The sequence below is a fragment of the Roseovarius salis genome, from assembly GCF_044472985.1.
GTDB classification, from domain to species: domain Bacteria; phylum Pseudomonadota; class Alphaproteobacteria; order Rhodobacterales; family Rhodobacteraceae; genus Roseovarius; species Roseovarius salis.
On sequence record NZ_JBISDG010000004.1, the window covers coordinates 71,278 to 94,797 of the forward strand.

The following is a 23,520-nucleotide window of genomic DNA, read 5'->3' on the forward strand; positions in this document are numbered from 1 at the left end:
GATGCGGCGCCCTCATCCCCGCCCGACATAGGGCATCTTCGTCGCCATGACGGTCATGAACTGCACGTTCGCCTCTTTGGGCATGTCCGCCATGTGCAGGACGGAGCGGGCCGCATCGTCGACCGCCATGGTCGGCATATCGGGCTGGGACTTCTTCAGTTCCCGGACGAGTTCGCTTTCGGCGTTGCCGATATCGATCTGCCCGCAGGCGATGCCGAAGGGCCGGCCGTCCAGCGACAGGCTGCGGGTCAGGCCGGTGATGGCGTGTTTCGAGGTGGTGTAGCACACCGAACAGGGCCTGGGGCTGTGCGCCGAGAGCGAGCCGTTGTTGATGATCCGCCCGCCCTGCGGCGTCTGCCGCCGCATCTGGCTGAAAGCCAGGCGGGCGGCAATGAACATGCCGCGAACGTTCACGGCCAGAACCTCGTCGAATGCCTCTGGCTGGATCTCGTCGACGGGGCCGGACGGCCCGAAGATGCCCGCGTTGTTGAACAGCACGTCAAGACGCCCGGTCCTTTCCATGAACCGGTCGAACGCCGCCTCCATTGCCACCGCGTCGGTCACGTCGGCAGGCAGCGCAACGGCGTTCGCGTTCTCCTGCGCCAACCGGGCCAGCCTGTCGGCCCGCCGGGCGAACAGCCCCACCCGCCACCCCGCGCGCAGGAATTCCTCGGCCGTGGCCCTGCCAATTCCCGAGCTCGCGCCGGTGACCAAGATGGATTTCATGTCTCTTCTGCCTCCAGCGTCAGCGGCACGGGCGCCGCGCGCAAATCGTCCACGCGCAAAGGACCCGTAGGTTTCGACAGGCGGTTGCGCACCACCCAGTGCAGCCGTTCCTCGGCCCGTGTCACCGCGACATAGGCCAGCCGCTTCCACAGCGGCTGACCGGCCTCGGTCCGCCCCATGCGCGCAGCGGCGTAGATATCGGGGGCAAAGACCTGCACATCCCGCCATTGCGAGCCTTGCGCCTTGTGGATCGTGACCGCGGCCCCGTGCAGGAAGGTCGCGCCCATGTTGGCGGCATAAGGGATGAACGGCTCTTCCTCGTCGGGCTTCTCGATCTTGACGATCGAGGCCGCGCTCACGCGCGGGTCTTCCGCCCCGATCACGTGCAGCCGGGAAAAGCCCGGCTTCTTGCCGGGGCCGAGATATATCACCTGGGCGCCCTTGATCAGGCCACGCGCCTCGAGGTCCAGCCGCTTCTTGCGGTGCTTGAGCGGCAGCTCGATCCCGTCGCATATGAGCGGCTCGCCCGGCAACAACTCGGTCTCCGGGGCGCCGTGGACCCCGCGGAAGGCGTTGATCAGCCGGATGCGCGTGGCGTTGCGCCAGACAAGGACGGGGCTGCGCGCCATGAGGTCCACCTCGACCCGCTGCGCCCAGGTCACCCGGTCGTCGCGGCGCGCGGTCTCCTCCACCATCCGCTCGAAATCCTCGAAGCCGAGCTCCGGATCGCCGAGGGCGTGGGCGAGGTCGAGGATCGGGTTGTCGGCGTCCTGCCGGTGAATGCGGTGCAGTTCAAGCCGCGAGGGAGCGGGCAGCGCCTCGAACACCATGCCGCCCTCCCCCTTGACCGGCGGCAGCTGCGCGGGGTCGCCGAAGAGCAAAAGCGTTGGAAATATTTCCTTGAGATCCTCGAACTGCTTGGCATCCAGCATCGAGGCCTCGTCGATGAGCCCGATATCGAGCGGCTCCTCGCGCCGCTTCCACCCGGTGATGAAATCCGACCCGCGCAAACCGGCCGCGGCCAGTGCCCCGGGGATCGACTTGTTGGACTGGTAAAATGCCAGGGCGCGGTCCAGCGCCTGCTCGGACAGCCCCTCTATCTCGGGGCGCTCGCCATTGCCGGCCAGCCATTCGGCGATCTTTTCGTATTCGGGGTCATAGACCGGGGTGTAGAGGATGCGATGTATGGTCGTCGCGGGAACGCCGCGCATCCGCAGCACGCTGGCCGCCTTGTTGGTGGGAGCGAGGATCGCCAGCGTACGCCTGTCGCGCCGCCGGCGCCCCTCGTAGTCGCCCGAAACGGTTTCGACCCCCGCCTCCTCGAGGGCGCGGAACAGCGCGGCCAGCAACAGCGTCTTGCCCGAACCGGCCTTGCCGACGACGGCCATGACGCTCTGGCCGCCGGCCCGCGGCGGGGCCAGCACCCCCTCTTCGAGATCGACGCCCGCCTCGCGCATCATTGCCGCGATGCGGTCATGCGCCTCGGCCTGATCCTCGGAATATGTCAACGTGGTCCCGGTCATGGCGCGACCCTACAGGCCCGCCGCGGCAGGGACCAGCGAAAGCGTTTTCAGCGGGTCTAGCGGCCCGCCTCCAGCACGTCCTCGACGGTGCGCAACCCGGTGCGGGGCGCCTGCACCAGCACGGCCATGTTGCCCGGCTTGTGCTCGTTGCGCAGCATCTTGGTATGCGCCTGCGGGATCTCGTCCCACGGGAACACCTCGGACATGCAGGGATCGAGCCGCCGCTCGATCATCAGGCGGTTCGCTGCGGCGGCCTGCTTGAGATGCGCGAAGTGGCTGCCCTGAAGGCGCTTCTGGTGCATCCACATGTAGCGCACGTCGAAAGTGCAATTGAACCCGGTCGTGCCGGCGCAGATCACCACCATGCCGCCTTTCTTGCACACCAGCGTCGAGACCGGGAACGTCGCCTCGCCCGGGTGCTCGAAAACCATGTCGACGTTGACGCCCTTTCCGGTGATGTCCCAGATCGCCTTGCCGAACTTGCGCGCCTCTTTGAGCCACGCGCCGTATTCGGGGCTGTTCACCTTGGGCAGCTGGCCCCAGCAATCGAAGTCCTTGCGGTTTATGACGCCCTTGGCGCCCATGGACATCACGAAATCGCGCTTGTCCTCGCCGGAGATGACGCCGATCGCGTTGGCGCCGGCGGTATTGGCCAGCTGGATCGCGTAGGAGCCAAGACCGCCCGACGCGCCCCATACCAGCACGTTCTGGCCGGGCTTGAGCTCATGCGGGTGATGACCGAAGAGCATCCGGTAAGCTGTGGCCAGCGTCAGCGTGTAGCAGGCCGATTCCTCCCATGTCAGGTGCTTGGGCCGCGGCATGAGCTGCTGCGCCTGGACCTTGGTGAACTGCGAGAATGCCCCGTCGGGTGTCTCGTATCCCCAGATACGCTGCGTGGGCGACAGCATCGGGTCGCCGCCGTTGCATTCCTCGTCGTCGCCGTCATCCTGGTTGCAGTGCACCACGACCTCGTCGCCGACCTTCCAGTTCTTCACGGCCGATCCGACCTTCCAGACGATTCCCGCCGCGTCGGATCCGGCGATGTGGTAATCGGCGCCGTGACCGTCAAACGGGCTGATCGGCTCTCCCAGGCCGGCCCATACGCCGTTGTAATTGACACCCGCGGCCATCACGAGCACCAGCACCTCGTGGCTGTCCACCTCCCAGGTGTCGACGACCTCGACCTTGAAGGACTGTTCGGGTTCGCCGTGGCGGTCGCGGCGGATGGCCCATGCATACATCTGCTTCGGCACGTATCCCAAAGGCGGCATTTCGCCCACTTCGTAGAGATCCTTTTCGGGCGCGTCGTAAGGTGCGATGCCGGTTTCGGTGTCCAGAGCCATTGTCAGCCTCCTTGGGTCAAGCACACGCCGCGATGCAGAATCGCGGCTTTGACGGTTGGATATAATCCATTGCGCAACAATGCAATGCCTACCACGTGCATTTTGTAATTATATAACTTCGCACTCGCAGAAACCTCGCGCGCCTATTGACCTGCGAACAGATGCGCGATCGATCGCGCATAATAGGCCAGCACCGGCCGCTCCCGCTCGACCGGCGCGATGCCCTTGCCCGTTTCGATCACTATGCCCCGCCCGAGCAGATTGGCGAGGCCGGATTGCACGCTGTCGACCCCGCCGTCGCGGGGCAATCGAACGTGGCCGGCCGGCAGGCGGGCGAGCAGTGTCTGAACGTCGCGCTCAAGCGCGGCGCGCGGGACGGGGCCGCTTGCGTCCAGCAGGACATGTGCCACGACGGGAACCGGCAGGACGGGCACCTCGGCCCCGATCCTCTGCATCAGGCATCCGCCCAGATCCTCGACCGTCGAACCCGGATGGTCGGCCCTGAACGCCTTGAGCGACACCGGGGCACCGAAGCTGGCGGCGGCGTATCCGTGACGGTAATAGCGCCGCGTCAGCCAAAGCCACAATTGCTTGAGCATGAAGCGGGCAACCACGCTGATACGCGCGCGGAAACGCCGCCGGCCCGACTCAGCGGCGGCGACGAGGATACGGTCCTCGAACACCCGGTCGTAATTCAGCGCCACGGGCACGAACACCACGTCGCGGCCCGGCTCCGAACGGCCCTCGACGATGTATTTCAGCAGCCCGAGCCGTGGCGGTGTCAGACCGCCGTCCAGCGAAAGCCCGCCCTCTAGAAAAACCGCCTGCGTCACGCCGCCGTCGGTGGCCATGCCCACATACCGCGCCAGCACGCGGCGGTAGAGTTCGTTGCGAGACCGGCGGCGGATGAAATAGGCGCCCATGGCCCGGATCAGCCGCGAGAGGGGCCAGACCCGTGCCCACTCTCCGACCGCGTAGGACAGTGCCGAGCGTTCCGCGGCCAGCCACGTGACGAGTACGTAGTCCATGTTCGACCGGTGGTTCATCACAAAGACCACCGTTGCATCGCGGTCCACGCCGCGGAACGCGTCCTCGTCGAAACGCCCCAGACGGACGTGGTACAATGCCTTGCTCAGCCATTTGGCTGCGCGGATGGCGACCCCGAAATAGATCCCTGTGGAAAATCCCGGCACGATCTCGCGGGCGTAGCGTTTCGCCTGCTCGAATGCGACGCTCTCGGGGATGCCCTCCTGGCTGGCGTGGTCGGCGATGGCCTGGCTGACCTGCGGATCATAGATCAGCCGCTGGATCATGTCGTGGCGACGGGCCAGCTTGAACGGCTCGATGGGCCGCGCCAGCCGTTCGTTCAGCCGTGCCACGGCCCGCTCCATGCGCCGTCTGAAGAACCAGCGCACCGACGGGAACAGGAAATGCGACGCGAAGGTGACCGCGGCAAACAGCAGGATCAGGACAAACAGCCAGAGGGGCAGCTCTACGGTGGATGTCATTCAGGATCCTTGCGCATTACTCACCGACGAGCAATATCAGCACCATGCCGGACGGGCCAGACACCGACCCCGTGATCGTGGCGACGGGCTTCGCGCCCGAGGAGCGCGGCCGCGCGGCCGCCCTGTTCTGGCAGGCCTTCGGGGCCAAGCTGGGCCCCTTGCTCGCCCCGGAAGACAAGGCCGTGGCGTTTCTGGCCGGCGCGCTTTGCCCGCGGCATGCCATCTCGGCCCGGGCCGCCGATGGCAGGTTGCTGGGAATAGCGGGCTACAAGATGGGGGCCGGCGGGCTGGTCGGCGGCGGCGTGAATGATCTGGCGAAGGTGTACGGGTGGGTCGGCGCGTTGTGGCGCGGCACCTTGTTGTCGCTGCTGGAGCGTCGGATCGCCCCCGGAACGGCGCTGGTAGACGGCATCTTCGTTGACGAAAGGGCCCGCGGCCAGGGAGTGGGCAGCGCCCTGGTGGAAGAGATCAAGCACAGGGCGCGGCAGGATGGCCGCAAAGCCGTGCGGCTGGAGGTGGCCGAGCGCAACACGCGTGCACGGGCGCTGTACGAACGCCACGGTTTCGTTGCGCTCAAGACCACCCGCGCAGGGCCGGCGCGGTGCCTGATCGGGTACCGCCGCAGCATCGAGATGCTCTGCGACCTGTGACCGCCCAGTGCATCGCCGCGATGCAGCGAATTGACATGGTCACATTATTCCAGCTATCAATCGCGCAACGTAAGAAAATTGCGCCCAAAGATTCACGAGGCCCGCCCATGTCGCAGACGCAGCAAGACCCGCAGCGTGATCGCCCCTGGCTGATCCGCACCTATGCCGGCCATTCCACGGCAAAGGCGTCCAACGCGCTCTATCGCTCGAACCTTGCGAAAGGGCAAACCGGCCTGTCCGTGGCGTTCGATCTGCCCACCCAGACGGGCTATGACAGCGATCACGTGCTGGCCCGCGGCGAGGTGGGCAAGGTCGGCGTGCCAATCAGCCATCTGGGCGACATGCGCACGCTTTTCGACGAGATCCCGCTGGAGCAGATGAACACCTCGATGACGATCAACGCCACCGCGCCGTGGCTGTTGGCGCTCTACATCGCGGTGGCCGAGGAACAGGGCGCGGATGTCTCGAAGCTCACCGGGACGGTCCAGAATGACCTGATCAAGGAATACCTGTCGCGCGGCACCTATATCTGCCCGCCCAGGCCCAGCCTGAAGATGATCGGCGACGTGGCCGAGTACTGTTACAAGGCGGTGCCGAAATGGAACCCCATGAACGTGTGTTCCTACCACCTGCAGGAGGCCGGGGCGACACCACAGCAAGAACTGGCCTTTGCGCTGGCCACCGCCACGGCAGTGCTGGACGAACTGAAGCCGCGCGTTCCACAAGAGGATTTCCCGGTTCTGGCGGGCCGTATCTCCTTTTTCGTCAATGCCGGCATCCGCTTTGTCACCGAGATGTGCAAGATGCGTGCCTTCGTCGACCTGTGGGACGAGATCCTGCTTGACCGCTACGGCGTGGAAAACCCCAAGTACCGGCGGTTCCGCTACGGTGTTCAGGTCAATTCGCTGGGCCTCACCGAACAGCAGCCGGAAAACAACGTCTACCGTATCCTGCTGGAAATGCTGGCCGTGACCCTGTCCAAGAAGGCCCGCGCCCGCGCCGTTCAGTTGCCCGCCTGGAACGAGGCGCTCGGCCTGCCGCGCCCTTGGGACCAGCAGTGGTCCATGCGGATGCAGCAGATTCTCGCATACGAGACGGACCTGCTGGAATTCGACGATCTTTTCGACGGCAACCCGGCGGTCGATGCCAAGGTCGCGGACCTCAAGGACGGGGCCCGCCACGAGCTGGCCAACATCGACAGCATGGGCGGCGCGATCGGTGCGATCGAGTACATGAAAGCCCGCCTCGTTGACAGCAACGCCGAGCGGATCAACCGCATCGAGCGCAACGAGACCGTCGTGGTCGGCGTCAACAAGTGGACCGAGGCCGAGCCATCGCCGCTGCAGTCCGAGGATGGCGGCATTCTCGTCGTCGACGAGAGCGTGGAGGCCGACCAGATCGAGCGGCTGAACGCATGGCGCGCCGAGCGGGACGACGCCGCGGTAAAGGCGGCGCTGGCCGAACTCCGCGCCGCGGCCGAGCGGGGCGACAACATCATGCCCGCCTCGATCGCGGCGGCAAGGGCGGGCGTGACGACGGGGGAATGGGCCGCGCAGATGCGCACCGTCCATGGCGAGTATCGCGGACCCACCGGCGTGTCCGGCAGCCCGTCGAACAAGACCGAGGGGCTGGACGATCTGCGGGATGCCGTGAACGCCGTTTCCGACAGGCTGGGGCGGCGGCTGAGCTTGCTGGTCGGCAAGCCCGGGCTCGACGGCCATTCCAACGGCGCGGAACAGATCGCGTTCCGCGCCCGCGACTGCGGGATGGACATCTCCTATTCGGGTATTCGCCTCACGCCGGAGCAGATCGTGGATGCCGCTCTCGAACAGCAGTCGCACGTGGTGGGGCTGTCGATCCTGTCCGGGTCACACATCCCGCTGGTCGAAGAGCTGGTCGAGCGCATGAAGGCAGCCGGGCTGGGCCATGTGCCGGTGATCGTCGGCGGCATTATTCCGGAGGAGGACGCATGCCGGCTGCAGGAGATGGGCGTCGCCCGCGTCTACACGCCCAAGGATTTCGAGCTGAACACGATCATGATGGACATCGTGACGCTCGCGGATCCGCAGGCGGTGGCGGCGGAGTAGCCCCGCCGCCCGCCAAGTGGTTCATTCCTGTGCCGCGGTCCCGTCTTGGGCAGGCTGTTGCAGGTTCCCACCGTTCTGCTGTTTCTGTTTCATCGCGGTGATGCGGGTGTTGATCCGCTTCGCCAGATCCTCACTGCCCTGCGCAGCGCGGCCGATGGCGAGGTATTCCGCCGGCGAGATCCCGGCGACGTCCTCGACGGCGGACCGGGCGGCCACGTCGGCCTGCTCGGCCAGTTCCTGGCGGTCCTCCTGCGTTTCCGCGGCCTCGATCTGGGGCAGGTACTCGCGGCGGACGCCATCGATTGCGATCATGGCGTTGACGAAGCTCACGACCTGGCCCTTGCTGACGTCCTCGGCGGCGATCTGGGGTATCTCCTGCGATTCCTGCGCCATGGCGACCGGCGCGAACGAGAGGCTAGCCGCGGTCAGCACGGCGGCGATGGACTTCTTCGGTATCATTGTGTGGACCTCATCTTGAGCATGCAAACTGTCACCCGCGCGTGCCGTCCCGCCACGCCGGTACGCCCCGACATGGAGGTTCGTTTAAGGCCTGCAAACCCTGTCGGCAAAAAAATGCGCAAGTCCGGGGCTACCACCGCGCGCGCGGGTTCTCTAAAAGAGGTCTGACAGGACCATGCGCGAAAGGGATCATGACCGCCCCCGTGACGATACGCCCGGTAACCCCAGCCGACCGCCCGGAATGGGCGGCATTGTGGACGTCGTACCTTGAATTCTACGAGACCAGCGTGCGCGACGCGGTCTACGATGCGACATTTTCAAGGCTGTGCGCACCGGATCATCCCGACCAGAACGGGCTGCTGGCCGTGTCCGGCGGCAAACCCGTCGGGCTGGTGCATTACATATACCACCCCCACAACTGGCGGCTGGAAAAGGTCTGTTACCTTCAGGATCTCTATGTCGATCCGTCGATGCGGGGCCACGGGGTGGGCCGCAAGCTGATCGAGGCCGTCTATGCCGCGGCGGACGCCGATGGCTGTCCCTCGGTCTACTGGCTGACGCAGGATTTCAACGCGGAGGCGCGCAAGCTCTATGACCGGATCGGCGTGCTCACCCCGTTCATCAAGTACGCGCGGCCCTGAGTTGCCCGCATGAGCCTGCATATCGGCGCGGCACCGGGCGAGGTGGCCGAAACTGTCCTGATGCCGGGCGACCCGCTGCGCGCGAAGTGGGCGGCAGAGGCGTTTCTGGAAAACGCGCGGGTCGTGAACCAAACGCGTGGGATGCTGGGCCTGACCGGCACGTGGCGTGGCCATCGTGTGACAATGCAGGGATCGGGCATGGGCATGCCCAGCCTGTCGATCTACGCAAATGAACTGATCCGCGAACACGGCGCGACAACGCTCATCCGCATCGGCTCGTGCGGGGCGATGCAGCCGCACGTGGCGCTGCAGGACATCATCCTGGCCATGACGGCGAGCAGCACGACCACCCCATCGGCAACGCTGATGCGGGAGGTCCGTTTCGCCCCCTGCGCGGATTTCGGATTGCTGCGCGCGGCGGCCCGCGCGGCCGAACGGCGGGGCGTGCGCCATCATGTGGGCGGTATCTATTCTTCTGACACCTTCTATGACGAACGCGAGGACCTGACCGGGCAGTTGACGCGCCACGGCACGCTGGCGGTGGAAATGGAAGCGGCCGAGCTCTACACCGTCGCGGCGCGCCACGGCGCCCGCGCGCTGGCCGTGCTGACCGTCTCGGACCATCTGGAGAGCGGAAAGGCCCTGCCACCGGCGCATCGCGAAAGCGGGTTTCCGGAGATGGTCGAGATCGCGCTCGCGGCGGCCTTTCCGGACTGAGCGGCCGGCCGCGGGACCGCGGCACCGCAACGGGGCTTGCCCCGCGCGCGGGCTTGGGCTTACGTAGCGCCCGGCCGAAATGGAGGACAGCTTGCCCCAGCACTTGAACGTCATCGTCGTCGGCGCCGGCATCTGCGGGTTGAGCGCGGCGATCTGGTTGCGCCGCGCGGGACACGCGGTGACGCTGATCGACCGCGACCATCCCGGCGCCGGCGCGTCGTTCGGCAATGCGGGGCTTCTGGCCCAATGGGCTGTCGCCCCCGTCAACACGCCCGACTTGCCCAAGACCGCGCTGAAATACCTCGCCAACCCGCGTTCCCCGCTCTTCCTGCAATGGGGGGCGCTGCCGCGCCTTGCGCCGTGGCTCTGGCAGTTCATGGCAAATGCGCGCCCCGCCAAGGTCGAGCACGCGGTCACGGCGCTTACGCACATCGTCACCGACAGTGTTGACCAGCACCGCGCGCTGACGCAGGGCACCCGTGCCGAGGGATGGATCGCCGACAGCCCCGTCGCCTTTGCCTATCCTTCCCGCGCGGCGCTCGAGGCGGACGCGCCGGGTTGGGAAATCAAGCGCCGGGCCGGGTTCGTTCCGGAAATCATAGAGGGCGCGGCGGTGCAGGAGGCGGAACCGATGCTTTCGGATGCCGTCGGGTGCCTCGCCGTGCTCAAGGATCACGGTCATGTTCTCGATCCCGGCGCCTACATGGCCGATCTCGCCCGCGTGCTCGAGGATGAGGGCGGCCGCCATATCCGCGCGGAGGCGCGCGATTTCGTGATCGAGGGCGGCCGGGTCCGGGCGGTCGATACCGACCAGGGGCGGCTTGCCTGCGATCGCGCCGTGATGGCGGCCGGTATCTGGTCCGGGCCGCTGATGCGCCGTCTGGGGCTCAGGGTGCCGCTTGTGGCGGAGCGCGGCTATCACCTGCATTTCAACGCCCCCTCGCAGATGCCGAAGACGCCGATGATGATCTCGGACGGCAAGTTCGCGGTGAACCCCATGCGGACGGGTCTGCGCTGCGCAGGGACGGTCGAGCTGGGCGATACGCGCAAGGGACCGTCGCGCGCGCCGCTCGCGCTCATCTCGCGGCACGTGAAACGGATTTTCCCGGGGCTGGAACATGCGGGTGCCGAGGAATGGCTGGGTTTCCGCCCGTCGACCCCCGACAGCCTGCCCCTGATCGGGGAGATCGGCGAGACCGGGGTGCATGCCGCGTTCGGTCACCAGCATGTCGGGTTGACCGCCGGCCCCAAGACCGGGCGCATCGTCGCCGAGCTGATCGGCGGGAACCGGCCCAACCTCGACCTCTCGCCCTATGCGCCGGGCCGGTTTTCCTGACGCCACCCGGCACATATGTCATAAGCCGGTCACACGCCGGTGATCCGGTTACGCATGGCGAAGACGACGCCGGCGAAGCAGACGGAGGACGGAAAATTGCCAGCCCAGCCCATTCCACTGCATCCGCGGCAAACGCGCGAGGACACGCAGGCGCGACGGGAAACGGATACCTCCCCCGGCACCGGCACCCCCGCCGAGCACCCCTATAACAATGTCGACCGGGTGACGCGTGCCACCCTGGCGCGCGCCACGAGCGGCGCATCGCCCTTTGCGGTGGCCAATGCGTGGGCCGACTGGGCGCTACACCTTGCCCGCGCGCCGGGGCGGCAACTCGAACTGATGGAACTCGGCACCGAGACGATGAACAAGCTTGCGAGCTACGCGCTTGCGTCCGCCCGGCAGAGCGACGAGGCACCAGAGCCGCCCTTCCGGCCGGGGCCCAATGACCACCGTTTCACCCATCCCGGCTGGGCTCGGCCACCCTTCAACATGTTTCAGCAGGGATTTCTTGCGGCCGAGCAGTGGTGGGAGTTCGCCGCGACGGACCTGCGCGGCGTGGACCCCAAGAACGCGGAACGCGCCCGGTTCATGCTGCGGCAGATGCTCGACACGGTGTCACCGTCCAATTTTCCCCTGACGAACCCCGAGGTGGTCGAAGCCACGCGCGAGTGCGGCGGTGCCAACCTTTTGCGCGGGGCCGAGTTCTTTGCCCGCGACCTGCTGGAACATGCCCGGGACATGCCGCCCGCGCCGCAAAACGGCTTCGTCGTGGGAGAGAACATTGCCTGCACGCCCGGCGAGGTCGTCTATCGCAACGAGATATTCGAGCTGATCCAGTACACCCCGCAAACCGAGACGGTGCACCCCGAGCCGGTACTGATCGTGCCGGCGTGGATCATGAAATACTATATCCTCGATCTCAGCCCCCACAATTCGCTCATCAACTGGCTGGTCGGGCAAGGTCACACCGTTTTCGCGATGTCCTGGCGCAACCCCACGTCCGAACAGGCCAACCTGTCGCTTGAGGATTACCGGCTGAAAGGCGTGATGGCGGCACTCGACGCGGTCGGCGCCATCGTGCCCGACCGCAAGATCCATGCCTGCGGCTACTGCCTCGGCGGCACGATCCTGTCTATCGCGGCGGCCACGATGGCGCGGGACGGGGACGATCGGCTGGCGTCCATCACGCTGCTGGCCGCGCAGACCGACTTCGTCGAGGCTGGCGAGCTGCTGCTGTTCCTCGACGAAAGCCAGGTGGCGTTTCTCGAGGACATGATGTGGGATCAGGGCTATCTCGACCGCGACCAGATGGCCAACGCCTTCCGCGCCCTTCGGGCAGAGGACCTGATCTGGACCCGTGCCGTGCGCCGCTATCTGCTGGGGCTGGAGGAAAAACAGACGGACATGGGCGTCTGGAACGCGGATTCCACCCGCATGCCCGCGCGGATGCACAGCGAGTACCTGCGCGGCCTGTTCCTGGAAAACCGTCTGACCGCGGGGCGTTTCGCCGTCGAGGGGCGGGTCATCGCGCTGAAGGACATCGACGCGCCGCTGTTCGTGGTGGGCACCGAAACCGATCACATCGCGCCGTGGCGGTCTGTCTACAAGACCAAGCTTTTCACCGATTGTGAACTGGATTTCCTGCTGACCAGCAGCGGCCACAACGGCGGGATCGTGTCGGAGCCGGGCCATCCACGGCGTCATTACCGCGTCGGGCACCGCCGTGCCGGCGCGCTCTACATGGACCCCGACACATGGTTGGCCGAACACGCACCGCAGGAGGGCTCTTGGTGGCCCGTCTGGGGCAAATGGCTTGCCCGCCATTCCGGCGGGCGCGTCGCCCCGCCGGGCATTGGGGCGGCGGATCGGGGCTACCCACCTCTCTGCGCCGCGCCGGGCACCTACGTGCTGCAGAAATGAGCGTCGGGGCATGACAGCCCCGCGTCATTCGTAGCTGCGCTGGTCCTCGATCACCTTGCCGTCATTCGGCAGGCTGCCCTTGGCCACGATTTCGACACGGCCCTTGAGCTTGAGCGCCTCCACCACGGACGCCTCGTACGTCTCCGGCGCGCCGCCATCGGCCTCGATCCGGACGGTCATCACGTCGGCCTCGCCCTCGCGGCTGGCGATGACGCGCGCCCGGGCGATCTCGGCATGTCTGGCCACGAGCGTCGCGACCTGCTCGGGGCGTACGAACATGCCCTTGATCTTGGTGGTCTGGTCGGCACGGCCCATCCAGCCCTTGATGCGCGTGTTGGTGCGCCCGCAAGGGCTCGTGCCCTCCATGACGGCGCTCAGGTCGCCGGTGGCAAAGCGGATGAGGGGATAGTCCGGGTTCAGCGTCGTGACCACGACCTCGCCCACCTCGCCGGGCGCCACGGGATCGCCGGTGCCGGGGCGGACGATCTCGACGATCACGCCCTCGTCGATGATCAGACCCTCTGCCGCCTCGCTCTCGTAGGCGATGTTGCCGAGGTCGGCGGTCGCATAGCACTGGCGACAGGTGATGCCGCGATCCGCGTATTCCTGCCGCAACGAGGGAAATAACGCCCCGCCCCCGACCGCGGCCTTGGCGATGTTCAGGCTGAGTCCCATCTCGTCCGCCTTGTCGAGGATCACCTTGAGATAGTCGGGCGTGCCGGCGTAGGCGGTCACGCCGATGTCGCTCGCGGCACGCGCCTGCAACTCGGTCTGGCCCGTCCCCGCCGGCAGAACCGCCGCCCCGACGGCCCGCGCGCCGTTCTCGAAGATCATTCCCGCGGGGGTCAGGTGATAGCCAAAGCAATTCTGCACGATATCGCCGCGCCCCACGCCGCAAGCATGCAGGAAACGGCCCATCCGCCACCAGTCGTGGCTTGTCCCGCCGGGCTCGTAAATCGGCCCCGGCGACTGGAAGATATGGGAAAAGCCGCTCGCCGCGTGTGGTGCCAAGCCGCCCAGGGGGGGCGCGTCCGATTGTGCCTGCCCCAGATCGGACTTGCGCAGCACCGGCAGCGCCGCGAGCGCAGCCACCTCCGTGATGGCATGCGGGTCCACATGGGCAAGAGTTCCGGCATATCCCGGCAGCGCCCCGGCCCGGGCAATCTGCGCGGGCAGGTCCTGCGCCAGCGCGGCGGCGCGGGCGTCGGCGGACCGGGTTTCAAGATCATCGTAGTAACGGGTCATTTCGGCATCCTCAGCTTCCCCCGTGGGGGCGCAATCGTTCAGGGGCTTGACAATTCATGCTGCATCGCAGAAAATTTGCATACAATAGTATACTGCAGTCATTTCGAACCTCCTTTCAAGAGACCAGCCCCATGACCGAACCCGATACGTCCCGGTCCGATCGCCCCGGAGAACTGGACCGCCGGATCACCTTCCATCATGCCGACCAGATCATGGAGGTCGATTTCTCGGACTTTCATTTCGACAGCAGCAAGGTGGTGAACCAGTTCTACGACCGCCTCGAAGAGCGCATCGCGCAGACGGGCGAGGATTTGTGGTTCTTTCTCGTCAATCTCAACGGCACCCGGATCGACCCCGAGGCCTGGACCGCGTATTCGAGGCGCGGCCGGGCGCTCAACCTCACCCATTCCATGGGCAGCGTCAGGTTCGACGCCTCCGAGGAGACGGAGCGCCAGATCCGGCGTGCGGCCAACACCGAGGCGTTCGACCCCAATCTCTTTTCCGATCGCGACAGCGCCGTCGCGCGGCTGGCCGGCCTGCCCAGCAAACGGCGCGCAAGGGTCACCCATGACCCCAACTACGTTCTGTCCGATTTCGTCCGCCGCGTCAGCTTCGACGAGGAACGCGTCATCATGGACGTCGATTTTTCCCACTTCACCTTTCATCACAGCCGGGATGTCGACGACTTCTACGACCACCTCGAAGAGCGCATCCGCGAAAGCGACAGGCGCTGGTTCTTCCTGGTCAACCTCAACGGCTGCCAGATCCTGCCGGCGGCGTGGGTGCGTTACGCGCACCGGGGCAAACGGCTCAACGCCGCGGGATCGCTTGGTTCCGCGCGGTACGCGGCCGGCTCCGAAACCGCCCGGGACATCCGCCTGCGCGCGGAAAGCCAGGGCTTTCGCCCCAACATCCGCAACACCCGCGAAGAGGCGCTCGAGCTGATCGAGGAAATGCGCGCAAGGCTGCTGCAAGACACCTGACCCTTCAGCTCAGCCAGCGCTTGCGGCGGCGATAGCTGCGCACGTCGCGAAAGCTCTTGCGCCCTTCCTCGGACATGCCGAGGTAGAATTCCTTGACGTCGGGGTTCTCGCGCAGCTCCTTTGCGGGGCCGTCCATGACGACGCGGCCGTTTTCGAGAATATAGCCGTAATGGGCGAAGCGCAGCGCCACGTTGGTGTTCTGCTCGGCCAGCAGGATCGTGGCGCCCTCGTTCTCGTTGAGGGATTTCACGATGTTGAAGATTTCCTCGACGAGTTGCGGCGCGAGACCCATGGACGGCTCGTCGAGCAGGATGGTCTCGGGCCGGCTCATCAGCGCGCGGCCGATGGCGATCATCTGCTGCTCACCGCCCGAGGTGTAACCCGCCTGCGAGCGCCGCCGCTCCTTGAGGCGCGGAAAATAGGAATAGACGAGGTCGAGATCGGCATCGATGTCCGCCTTGGAGGCGCCGCGCGTGTATGCGCCCGTCAACAGGTTCTCCTCGACCGTGAGATGTTCGAAACAGTGACGCCCCTCCATCACCTGGATGACGCCCTTCTTGACCAGGTCGGACGGGGCGAGGTCCTGCACGCTCTCGCCGCGGTAGCGGATGTTGCCCTTGGTCACCTCGCCACGTTCGGAATGCAGCAGGTTGGAGATCGCCTTGAGCGTGGTGGTCTTGCCGGCGCCGTTGCCGCCAAGCAGCGCCGTGATCCCGCCCTTGGGCACCGAGAGGCTCACCCCCTTCAGCACGAGGATCACGTGGTTGTAGATCACCTCTATGTTGTTGACCTCGAGAAGCGTCTCCTCGGTCCGTCCTGCATCCAGCATTCCCGTGCCTCCTGGCGGGGCGGGCGGCGCGTGGCCGTGCCCGGTCTTCATCTTGCCAAAAATACTCGTTCCCCCCGGCCGCCGCTCGTGCCGCGGCCGGGGGTCTCACGCCGCGGTCAGTCGCAGCGCAGGTCGATGTCGTTCTCCTCGGCGTAGTTCATCGAGTCTTCCGCGACCAGTTCCTGGATGATCTCCTGGTCCGACTGGTAGTAGTCGGTGATCAGTTCGAACTCGCCCGCCTCGGCATTCCACTGCGATACCGCGCCGTAGCCCTCGCCGCCGTGGTTTTCACAGGTCACCTCGAATTCGGGACCGAAGTTGGGCAGCCCGAGCGCGGCCATCTTCTCCTCGGTGATGACAAGGTTTTCCATGCCGTCGCGCATCTGCGCGGCGGTGATGTTGGATACCCCGTGCATCTCCTGCGCGGTCTTGATCGCCTCGGCGGCCAGCATCGCCGCGTACATGCCACGGTTGTAAAGCACCGTGCCGATCTGGTCGCCCGCGCCGGCGGCGTTCCCGGTGTCGACGACGTATTCCTGGATGTCGTCATATACCGGGTAGTCGGAGCCCAGATTGTGGAATGTCAGCGCCTTGTAGCCATCGGCATCCGCGCCGGCGGCCTTGACGTCGTTCTCGGAGCCAGACCACCAGATGCCGATGAAATTCTCCATCGGGAAGCGGATGTTCACCGCTTCCTGGATGGCCACCTGGTTCATGACGCCCCAGCCCCACATGATGACGTAATCCGGTTTCTCGCGGCGAATCTGCAGCCACTGCGACTTCTGTTCCTGCCCGGGGTGATCGACGGGCAGCAGGGTCAGGTCGTAGCCGTGCTTCTCGCTGAGTTTCTCAAGCGTGCGGATCGGTTCCTTGCCGTAGGCCGAGTTGTGATAGACCAGCGCAACCGTCTTGTCGCTGATATCGCCGTCATTCTCGTTGAGAATGTGGGTGATCGCGTGGCTCGCCCCGTCCCAGTAATTTGCCGGGTAGTTGAAAACCCACTCGAACACCGCGCCGTTCTTGGCGGATGTGCGGCCATACCCCATGGTATGAAGGGGGATGCCGTCGGCGCTGGCCTTGGGGATCAGCTGGTAGGTGATACCGGTGCTCAGCGGCTGGTAGACGAGCGACCCGCCACCCTTGGTGGATTCGTAGCACTCCACGCCCTTCTCGGTGTTGTAGCCGGTTTCGCACTCGACGAGGTTTATCATTTCCCCGCCGATGCCGCCGTCGCGTTCGTTGAGCAGCGTGAAATAGTCCTGGTAGCCGTCCGAGAACGGGATGCCGTTCGCGGCGTAAGGGCCGGTGCGGTAACTGGTATCCACGATCTTCAGTTCCGCCAGCGCCGGTGCGGCAGCCATCACGGCCGCAGCGGCTGCTGTGAGAAGTTTCAGTTTCATCGGTTCATATCCTCCCTTGGTTTCTCCGACGGTTCTTTTCGGGGGCGGCGCGCCCCTTACCCTCGCCCGTCCCTAGTGCGGGAAGGGCCAAAGTCTCAGCTTCTCCTTTGCCACGCGCCAAAGCTGTGCCAGCCCGTGGGGCTCGGCCACGAGGAAGATGATGATCAGCGCGCCGACGATGATGAATTCCAGATGCGCGGCGAGGTCGGTGGGCCAGCCGAGCGTGCCCACCAGCACGTTCTTGAGCAGAACCGGCAGCAACACGAGGAAGGCCGCGCCCGCGAAGCTGCCGAAGATCGAGCCCAGCCCGCCGATGATCACCATGAAGAGCACGAGGAACGATTTGTTGATGCCATAGACCTCGCCCACCTCGACGGCGCCGAGGTAGACGGCGAAAAACAGCGCCCCGGCGATGCCCACGAAAAAGCCCGAGATCGCGAAGGCCGAGAGCTTGGCCCTCAGCGGATTGACCCCGATGATCTCGGCGGCGATGTCCATGTCGCGGATCGCCATCCATTTCCGCCCCGCCATGCCGCGGGTGAGGTTGCGGGCGACGATGGCGCTGGCCACGGTGAAGACGAGGCAGAAAAGATAGGCCACCCACGGCGCTGTCTCGGCGCCCGTGACGGGAAAGCCGAATATCGTGCGTTCGGGCGCCGTGATCTGGCCCGAGGCAGAGTAGTTGTAGAACCACGGCACGCGGTTGAACAGCCACACCAGGAAGAACTGCGCCGCCAGCGTGGCCACCGCGAGGTAGAAACCCTTGATCCGCAGGCTCGGCAAACCGAAGAGCAGGCAGACCCCTGCCGTCACGCCCCCCGCGAGGATCACGTGAAAGAAGATGTTCACGTCGGGAAACGCGGTCATCAGCTTGTAGCAGGCATACGCCCCCACGGCCATGAAACCGCCGGTACCAAGGCTCACCTGCCCGCAATAGCCGGTCAGGATGTTCAGGCCGATCGCGGCGATGGAATAGATCAGGAAGGGCAGGAAGACCGCGTTCACCCAGTAGTCGTTGATGACGAACGGCACCACGGCGAACGCCGCGACAAGCACCGCATAGTAACGGTAGCGGTCGAACTTGATCGGGAAGGTCTGGCCGTCGGCGACATAGGATGTCTTGAAATCACCGGCCTCGCGATAGAACATCTCAGCTTTCCTCCCCGGTTTCTTCGTCTTGTTGTTTCACGGCGCGGTTGGGCGCCTTGGCATAGCCCGTCGCCTCGGAATGGCGCACCAGCCAGAAATAGGCGAGCATCCCGACGCCCCCGCCGAGGGCGGCCAGAACCGCGGCCGTCACCATCTGGGCGGTGTCGTCTACCTCGGCAGACAGCGCGAGGTACCCAAAGGCCCAGAACCCTGCCCAGGCCACGACGTTGACGATGGCGACGAGCTTGGTCATCCGCCCTTTCCCCCGAATTCGGCCGCGTCGCCGGGCCAGTCGTCGCCCTGCGGCGCGACGAGGCAGAAGCGATGCCCGGTCGGCGCCTCCATGACGATCCATTCGTTGATGCGGGCAACTTCCACCGCGCCGAGATCGGCAAGCCGGTCGCGCTCGGCCTCCATGTCATCCGTCTCGATGTCCAGGTGGACGCGCGGCGCATGGTCCACGGCCTGCAAAAGGACCTTGGGGTGCCCCGCATGTCCGCCCAAAATCGCGTATTTCCCCCGCTCGTCAAGCTCGGCATCCATGCCCAGCATGCGCGACCAGAACGCCATCGCCCCCGTCAGGTCCGCGGTCTGGCAGTCAATGCAGACGACACCGATGCGCGATTTGTGGATCATGCCTTACACCCTCTCGATGATCTTTTCGCCGAAGAGCCCCTGAGGCCTGAAGACGAGGAAGATCAGCGCCAGAACGTAGGCGAACCAGTTCTCCGTGGCCCCACCGAGGGACCAGCCGAAACAGGCCCCCTGGCCAAAGCAGAACTCGAAAAGCTTTTCGCCCACCCCGATGATCAGCCCGCCGACGATGGCGCCGGGGATCGAGGTAAAGCCGCCCAGCATGAGCACCGGCAGCGCCTTGAGCGCGATCAGCGAGAGCGAGAACTGCACGCCCGACTTGGTGCCCCACATGATGCCTGCGACCAGCGCCACGAACCCCGCCAGCGACCAGACCATCACCCAGATGAACTTGAGCGAGATGCCCACGCTCAGCGCCGCCTGGTGGTCGTCGGCCACGGCGCGCATCGCACGGCCCTGCTTGGTGTATTGCGCGAAGATCACCAGCGCGATGACCAGCAGCGCCGCCACACCCGTCGCCACGAGGTCGAGATTGTCGATGAAGAAGCCGTAGCCGAAGATCTGGTAGGTCACTTCCTCGATGGTCGCGTTGATGCCCTGTGGCAGCCCGACATCGAGTTCCTTGATGTCGGCGCCCCACATCATGTCGCCGAACCCCTCGAGGAAATAGGCCAGCCCGATCGCGGCCATGAACAGGATGATCGGCTCCTGGTTCACAAGGTGCTGGAAGATGAGCTTGTTGATCAGCCAAGCCAGCACGACCATCACCCCCATCGTCAGAACGATCGCCAGAAGCGCCGGCACGTGCCAGCCGAAATGATGGATCTCGGTGCCGAAGATGGCGTTGATCAGGTGACTGAAGGGCACCTGACCCTCCATGATACCCACCAGCGTCAGCGCCGCGAAGAGCGCCATCACCCCCTGCGCGTAGTTGAAGATGCCGCTGGCCTTGAAGATCAGCACGAAGCCGAGGGCCACGAGCGCGTAGAGCACACCCGCCATCAGCCCGTTCAGGAACACCTCCATTCCCCATAGCAACTGCTCAGGCATGTGCATCCTCCTATTTCAGCCGCGGCGCGCGGTTCACCTCAGTCATGCGCCACCCCCAGATAGGCGTCGATGACGGCCTGGTTGCCCCGCACCTCGTCCGGCGTGCCGTCGCCGATCTTCTTGCCGTAATCCATCACCACGACGCGGTCGCTGAGGTCCATCACCACGCCCATGTCGTGCTCGATCAGGGCGATGGTGGTGCCGAACTCGTCGTTCACGTCCAGAACGAAGCGCGACATGTCCTCCTTCTCCTCGACGTTCATGCCCGCCATCGGTTCGTCCAGCAGCAGGATGGACGGCTCTGCGGCCAGTGCGCGCGCCAGCTCCACCCGCTTCTTCAGGCCGTAAGGCAAGCGGCCCACCGGCGTCTTGCGGATGTTCTGGATTTCGAGGAAGTCTATGATCTTTTCCACCACCTCGCGGTTCTCGACTTCCTCGCGCTCGGCCTTGCCCTTCCAGATCGCCTGTGCAAGCAGCCCCGCCTCCATGTGACGGATGCGCCCGGTCATGATGTTGTCCAGCACGCTCATCCCGTCGAACAGGGCGATGTTCTGGAAGGTGCGTGCGATTCCCTGCCGCGCCACCTGGTAGGGTTTCATCGGCGGGCGTTTCTGCCCCTTGTACCAGACTTCGCCCTCCTGCGGGTTGTAGAAGCCGCTGATGACATTGAGCATCGAGGACTTGCCCGCGCCGTTCGGCCCGATGATCGCGCGGATCTCGCCCTCGCGGATGTCGAACGAGATGTCCTTGATCGCCACCACCCCGCCGAAGCGCAGGGTGATGTTCTTCATCTCCATCACCACGCCGCCGATGGTGCGGCCGTCCTCGGTGGTGTAGCCTTCTGAGGCGTCAAGCATTTACTTCATCCCCTGACATTCAATGCAACGATAGTCACCGAGCTCCGGCAAAACGTTAAAGCAAGCTAGGATGCCGAGCATCCACCCCGAACCGACCGTAATTAGTGACATAATCAATCCCACCCAGCCGAACAGAAATGCATAAATCATAGTCAACCAAACATTGCTCCGGAGAATGTCAGAGTAACCGGAGTCCTGTTCACTGCGGCTGGTGCCAATGAGTTGATCTCCGTTTGAACCCGATGCGCCTAGTCCAAAGAAAGTGCCAAAAATAAAGCAAAATACGCCCGCTCCAAAAATGGCCACATATGAAAATGACGTGCCTAGACAATTCGGGGCATACAACGCCCACAGCGCCCCAATAACTATCAAAGCTATTGCCCAAAGACCGAGTGGTCGAAAGCTCATCGGCACCTTGTATGTCATGGCCATCATTCCGCCGCCTCCTTGCGCGGCGCGTCCACAGGCACCACCTTCGCCTCGCAAATCTTCAGCGTCGCGCTGATATGGCCCTTGCGGCCGTCCTCGTAGGTCACCTCGGTGGTGGTGGAGACCTCCTCCGACCCATCGTAGAGCGCGGTTATCAGGTCCTCGTATTTTTCCGACACCACGCCGCGGCGCACCTTGCGCGTGCGGGTGATCTCGCCGTCGTCGGCATCCAGCTCCTTGTGCAGCACGACGAAGCGGTGCACCTGGCAATGGGCCAGCATCGGGTCCTCGGCGAGGCTGGCATTCACTTCCTCGACATGCTCGCGCATCATTTCCAGCACGCGGGGATGGCCGGCCAGCTCCTGGTAGGACGCGTAGCCGATGTTGTTGCGCTCCGCCCAGTTGCCCACCGCGTTGAGGTCGATGTTGATGAAAGCGGTGCATTCCGACCGGTCGTTGCCAAAGACCACCGCCTCGAGGATGTTGGGGAAGAACTTGAGCTTGTTCTCCACGTATTTCGGGGCGAACATCTTGCCATCGGCCATCTTGCCCACGTCCTTGGCGCGGTCGATGATACGCAGGTGTCCGCTGCCCTCCTCGAAGAAGCCGGCGTCGCCCGTAGCCACCCAGCCATCCGGTGTCTTGGTCTTCTGCGTGCTCTCGGCGTTCTTGTAGTATTCCTCGAACACCCCCGCGCCGCGGTACCAGACCTCGCCGTTCTCATCCACGGTGACCTCGACGCCCGGGGCGGGGACACCCACCGTGTCGTTGCGCACCTCGCCGTCAGGCTGCAACGTGATGAAGACGCTGGCCTCGGTCTGGCCGTAAAGCTGCTTGAGATTTATGCCGAGCGATCGGTAGAACTCGAAGATTTCCGGCCCGATCGCCTCGCCGGCGGTGTATCCGACCCGCACCCGCCCGAAGCCGAGCGTATCCTTGAGCGGTCCGTAGACCAGCACATGCCCCAGTGCGTACTTGAGACGGTCCCACCCGCTGACGCTCTTGCCATCGAGGATCGCCGGACCGACCTTGCGCGCGTGGTCCATGAAATGGTGGAAAAGCCACTGCTTCACCCGGCCAGCATCCTCCATACGTATCATCACGTTGGTCAGCTGGCTCTCGAACACCCTCGGCGGCGCGAAGTAGTAGGTCGGCCCGATCTCGCGCAGGTCTGTCTGCATCGTGTCGGGGCTCTCGGGGCAGTTGACGCAAAAGCCGCACCAGTACGCCTGCCCGATCGAGAATATGAAATCGCCCACCCATGCCATCGGCAGGTAGGCCAGCACCTCCTCGTGCTCGGTCAGGTTGTCGAACTCTGCCGAGGACTTGGAGGCCTCGATGATGTTACGGTTGCTCAGCACCACGCCCTTGGGCTTGCCGGTGGTGCCGCTGGTGTAGAGCATCACGCAGGTGCTGGCATAGTCCAGCTTCTCGCGCCGCGCCGTCAGGTCCTCGATGAACTCGTAGTAGGATGCCCGCCCCTGTTCCTGGATGTCGGTGAAGCGGTGCAGCTTGTGGTGATCGTATTTCCGCAGGCCGCGCGGATCGACGTACATGATGTGCTCCAGCTGGTGCAGCTCATCCTGTATCTCGATCAGCTTGTCGACCTGTTCCTGGTCCTCGACCACGGCGAAGCGCGCGCCGCAATGCTCCATCACGAAGGCCATCTCCTCGGCCGCGGCGTCCTGGTAGAGCGGCACGGGAATGGCGCCCACCGACTGCGCGGCGACCATCGACCAGTAGAAATGCGGCCTGTTGCGGCCCACGATCGCGATGAAATCGCCCTCTTTCACACCGAGGTTCAGGAACCCCAGCCCAAGCGCCTCGATCTCTTTCTCGGCGTCCGCCCAGCTCCAGCATTGCCAGATGCCGAACTCCTTTTCGCGATAGGCTGGGCGATCTGCGTAACGGCTCGCGTTGCGCTGCAACAGCGCCGGGATGGACGCCAGTCCATCCGCCGCCTGTGACGACGTGGCCAAGTTTTCTCCTCCCTTTGTTCGCGGTGCGAACAGATCGCCCTGAGGCGAGTCACGCCTTCAATAGAGCGTGAGAGGAACGGTCGCCGTCAACTCTT

22 protein-coding genes are annotated in these 23,520 nt (G+C 65.0%); 7 read left to right on the forward strand and 15 right to left on the reverse strand.

Annotated features, from left to right (window positions below; genetic code table 11):
- Positions 1-12: 12 nt before the first annotated feature.
- The 4 genes from ACH13J_RS02430 to ACH13J_RS02445 form a co-directional block, all read right to left on the reverse strand.
- Positions 13-726 (reverse strand): SDR family NAD(P)-dependent oxidoreductase, encoded by a 714-nt coding sequence (locus ACH13J_RS02430; RefSeq protein ID WP_397541714.1) that lies wholly within the window; start codon positions 724-726, stop codon positions 13-15.
- Complete coding sequence (locus tag ACH13J_RS02435; protein WP_397541715.1) at positions 723-2,249, reverse strand: AAA family ATPase; 1,527 nt, start codon at positions 2,247-2,249, stop codon at positions 723-725. Before ACH13J_RS02435 ends, ACH13J_RS02430 begins: the two co-directional genes overlap by 4 nt.
- Positions 2,250-2,305: 56 nt before the next feature.
- Complete coding sequence (ccrA, locus tag ACH13J_RS02440; RefSeq protein WP_397541716.1) at positions 2,306-3,592, reverse strand: crotonyl-CoA carboxylase/reductase; 1,287 nt, start codon at positions 3,590-3,592, stop codon at positions 2,306-2,308.
- 143 nt (positions 3,593-3,735) lie between these two features.
- Complete coding sequence (locus ACH13J_RS02445; protein WP_397541717.1) at positions 3,736-5,100, reverse strand: 1-acyl-sn-glycerol-3-phosphate acyltransferase; 1,365 nt, start codon at positions 5,098-5,100, stop codon at positions 3,736-3,738.
- On the opposite strand from ACH13J_RS02445, the gene ACH13J_RS02450 reads away from it, so the two are divergent.
- Positions 5,094-5,750: a GNAT family N-acetyltransferase gene (locus ACH13J_RS02450; RefSeq protein WP_397541718.1), complete on the forward strand. Its 657-nt coding sequence runs from the start codon at positions 5,094-5,096 to the stop codon at positions 5,748-5,750. The genes ACH13J_RS02445 and ACH13J_RS02450 overlap by 7 nt on opposite strands.
- Before the next feature lie 107 nt (positions 5,751-5,857).
- Entirely contained in the window at positions 5,858-7,837 is a 1,980-nt protein-coding gene (locus ACH13J_RS02455; protein WP_397541719.1) for a protein meaA, read from the forward strand.
- Between the two features lie 21 nt (positions 7,838-7,858).
- Here ACH13J_RS02455 and ACH13J_RS02460 read toward each other — a convergent pair whose 3' ends face one another.
- The gene (locus ACH13J_RS02460; protein WP_397541720.1) at positions 7,859-8,296 is read right to left on the reverse strand and encodes a DUF4168 domain-containing protein; all 438 of its coding nucleotides are present in this window, start codon (positions 8,294-8,296) and stop codon (positions 7,859-7,861) included.
- 191 nt (positions 8,297-8,487) lie between these two features.
- On the opposite strand from ACH13J_RS02460, the gene ACH13J_RS02465 reads away from it, so the two are divergent.
- The 4 genes from ACH13J_RS02465 (at position 8,488) to ACH13J_RS02480 (ending at position 12,910) form a co-directional block, all read left to right on the forward strand.
- Complete coding sequence (locus ACH13J_RS02465) at positions 8,488-8,937, forward strand: GNAT family N-acetyltransferase (RefSeq protein WP_397541721.1); 450 nt, start codon at positions 8,488-8,490, stop codon at positions 8,935-8,937.
- Between the two features lie 9 nt (positions 8,938-8,946).
- Positions 8,947-9,654: a purine-nucleoside phosphorylase gene (gene deoD, locus ACH13J_RS02470; RefSeq protein ID WP_397541722.1), complete on the forward strand. Its 708-nt coding sequence runs from the start codon at positions 8,947-8,949 to the stop codon at positions 9,652-9,654.
- Positions 9,655-9,733: 79 nt separating this feature from the next.
- On the forward strand, positions 9,734-10,990 hold the full coding sequence (locus ACH13J_RS02475) for an FAD-dependent oxidoreductase (RefSeq protein WP_397541723.1): 1,257 nt from the start codon (positions 9,734-9,736) through the stop codon (positions 10,988-10,990).
- A 96-nt stretch (positions 10,991-11,086) separates the two neighbouring features.
- Positions 11,087-12,910 carry an alpha/beta fold hydrolase gene (locus ACH13J_RS02480; RefSeq protein WP_397541724.1) on the forward strand — a complete coding sequence of 608 codons (1,824 nt, stop codon included), beginning with the start codon at positions 11,087-11,089 and terminating at the stop codon, positions 12,908-12,910.
- 24 nt (positions 12,911-12,934) lie between these two features.
- Here the strand turns inward: ACH13J_RS02480 and ACH13J_RS02485 are convergent, their stop codons facing one another.
- Entirely contained in the window at positions 12,935-14,155 is a 1,221-nt protein-coding gene (locus tag ACH13J_RS02485) for a phenylacetate--CoA ligase family protein (RefSeq protein WP_397541725.1), read from the reverse strand.
- 131 nt (positions 14,156-14,286) lie between these two features.
- Between ACH13J_RS02485 and ACH13J_RS02490 the strand changes: the two genes are divergently transcribed.
- Positions 14,287-15,138, forward strand: a complete 852-nt coding sequence (locus ACH13J_RS02490) for a hypothetical protein (protein ID WP_397541726.1) — start codon at positions 14,287-14,289, stop codon at positions 15,136-15,138.
- Between the two features lie 4 nt (positions 15,139-15,142).
- Here ACH13J_RS02490 and ACH13J_RS02495 read toward each other — a convergent pair whose 3' ends face one another.
- The 9 genes from ACH13J_RS02495 to ACH13J_RS02535 form a co-directional block, all read right to left on the reverse strand.
- Entirely contained in the window at positions 15,143-15,967 is an 825-nt protein-coding gene (locus tag ACH13J_RS02495; RefSeq protein WP_397541727.1) for an ATP-binding cassette domain-containing protein, read from the reverse strand.
- 116 nt (positions 15,968-16,083) lie between these two features.
- The gene (locus ACH13J_RS02500) at positions 16,084-17,367 is read right to left on the reverse strand and encodes an ABC transporter substrate-binding protein (protein WP_397541728.1); all 1,284 of its coding nucleotides are present in this window, start codon (positions 17,365-17,367) and stop codon (positions 16,084-16,086) included.
- Between the two features lie 72 nt (positions 17,368-17,439).
- Positions 17,440-18,516: an ABC transporter permease subunit gene (locus tag ACH13J_RS02505; RefSeq protein WP_397541729.1), complete on the reverse strand. Its 1,077-nt coding sequence runs from the start codon at positions 18,514-18,516 to the stop codon at positions 17,440-17,442.
- 1 nt (position 18,517) lies between these two features.
- On the reverse strand, positions 18,518-18,769 hold the full coding sequence (locus ACH13J_RS02510) for a hypothetical protein (RefSeq protein WP_397541730.1): 252 nt from the start codon (positions 18,767-18,769) through the stop codon (positions 18,518-18,520).
- Entirely contained in the window at positions 18,766-19,152 is a 387-nt protein-coding gene (locus ACH13J_RS02515; RefSeq protein ID WP_397541731.1) for a VOC family protein, read from the reverse strand. The genes ACH13J_RS02510 and ACH13J_RS02515 overlap by 4 nt, the downstream gene beginning before the upstream one ends.
- Before the next feature lie 3 nt (positions 19,153-19,155).
- On the reverse strand, positions 19,156-20,160 hold the full coding sequence (locus tag ACH13J_RS02520) for an ABC transporter permease subunit (RefSeq protein WP_397541732.1): 1,005 nt from the start codon (positions 20,158-20,160) through the stop codon (positions 19,156-19,158).
- 38 nt (positions 20,161-20,198) lie between these two features.
- Positions 20,199-21,017 (reverse strand): ATP-binding cassette domain-containing protein, encoded by an 819-nt coding sequence (locus ACH13J_RS02525; protein WP_397541733.1) that lies wholly within the window; start codon positions 21,015-21,017, stop codon positions 20,199-20,201.
- Positions 21,018-21,452 (reverse strand): hypothetical protein, encoded by a 435-nt coding sequence (locus ACH13J_RS02530; RefSeq protein ID WP_397541734.1) that lies wholly within the window; start codon positions 21,450-21,452, stop codon positions 21,018-21,020.
- A complete protein-coding gene (locus ACH13J_RS02535) occupies positions 21,449-23,425 on the reverse strand; it encodes an AMP-binding protein (RefSeq protein ID WP_397541735.1) in 1,977 nt (658 codons plus the stop codon). Before ACH13J_RS02535 ends, ACH13J_RS02530 begins: the two co-directional genes overlap by 4 nt.
- Between the last annotated feature and the right edge of the window lie 95 nt (positions 23,426-23,520).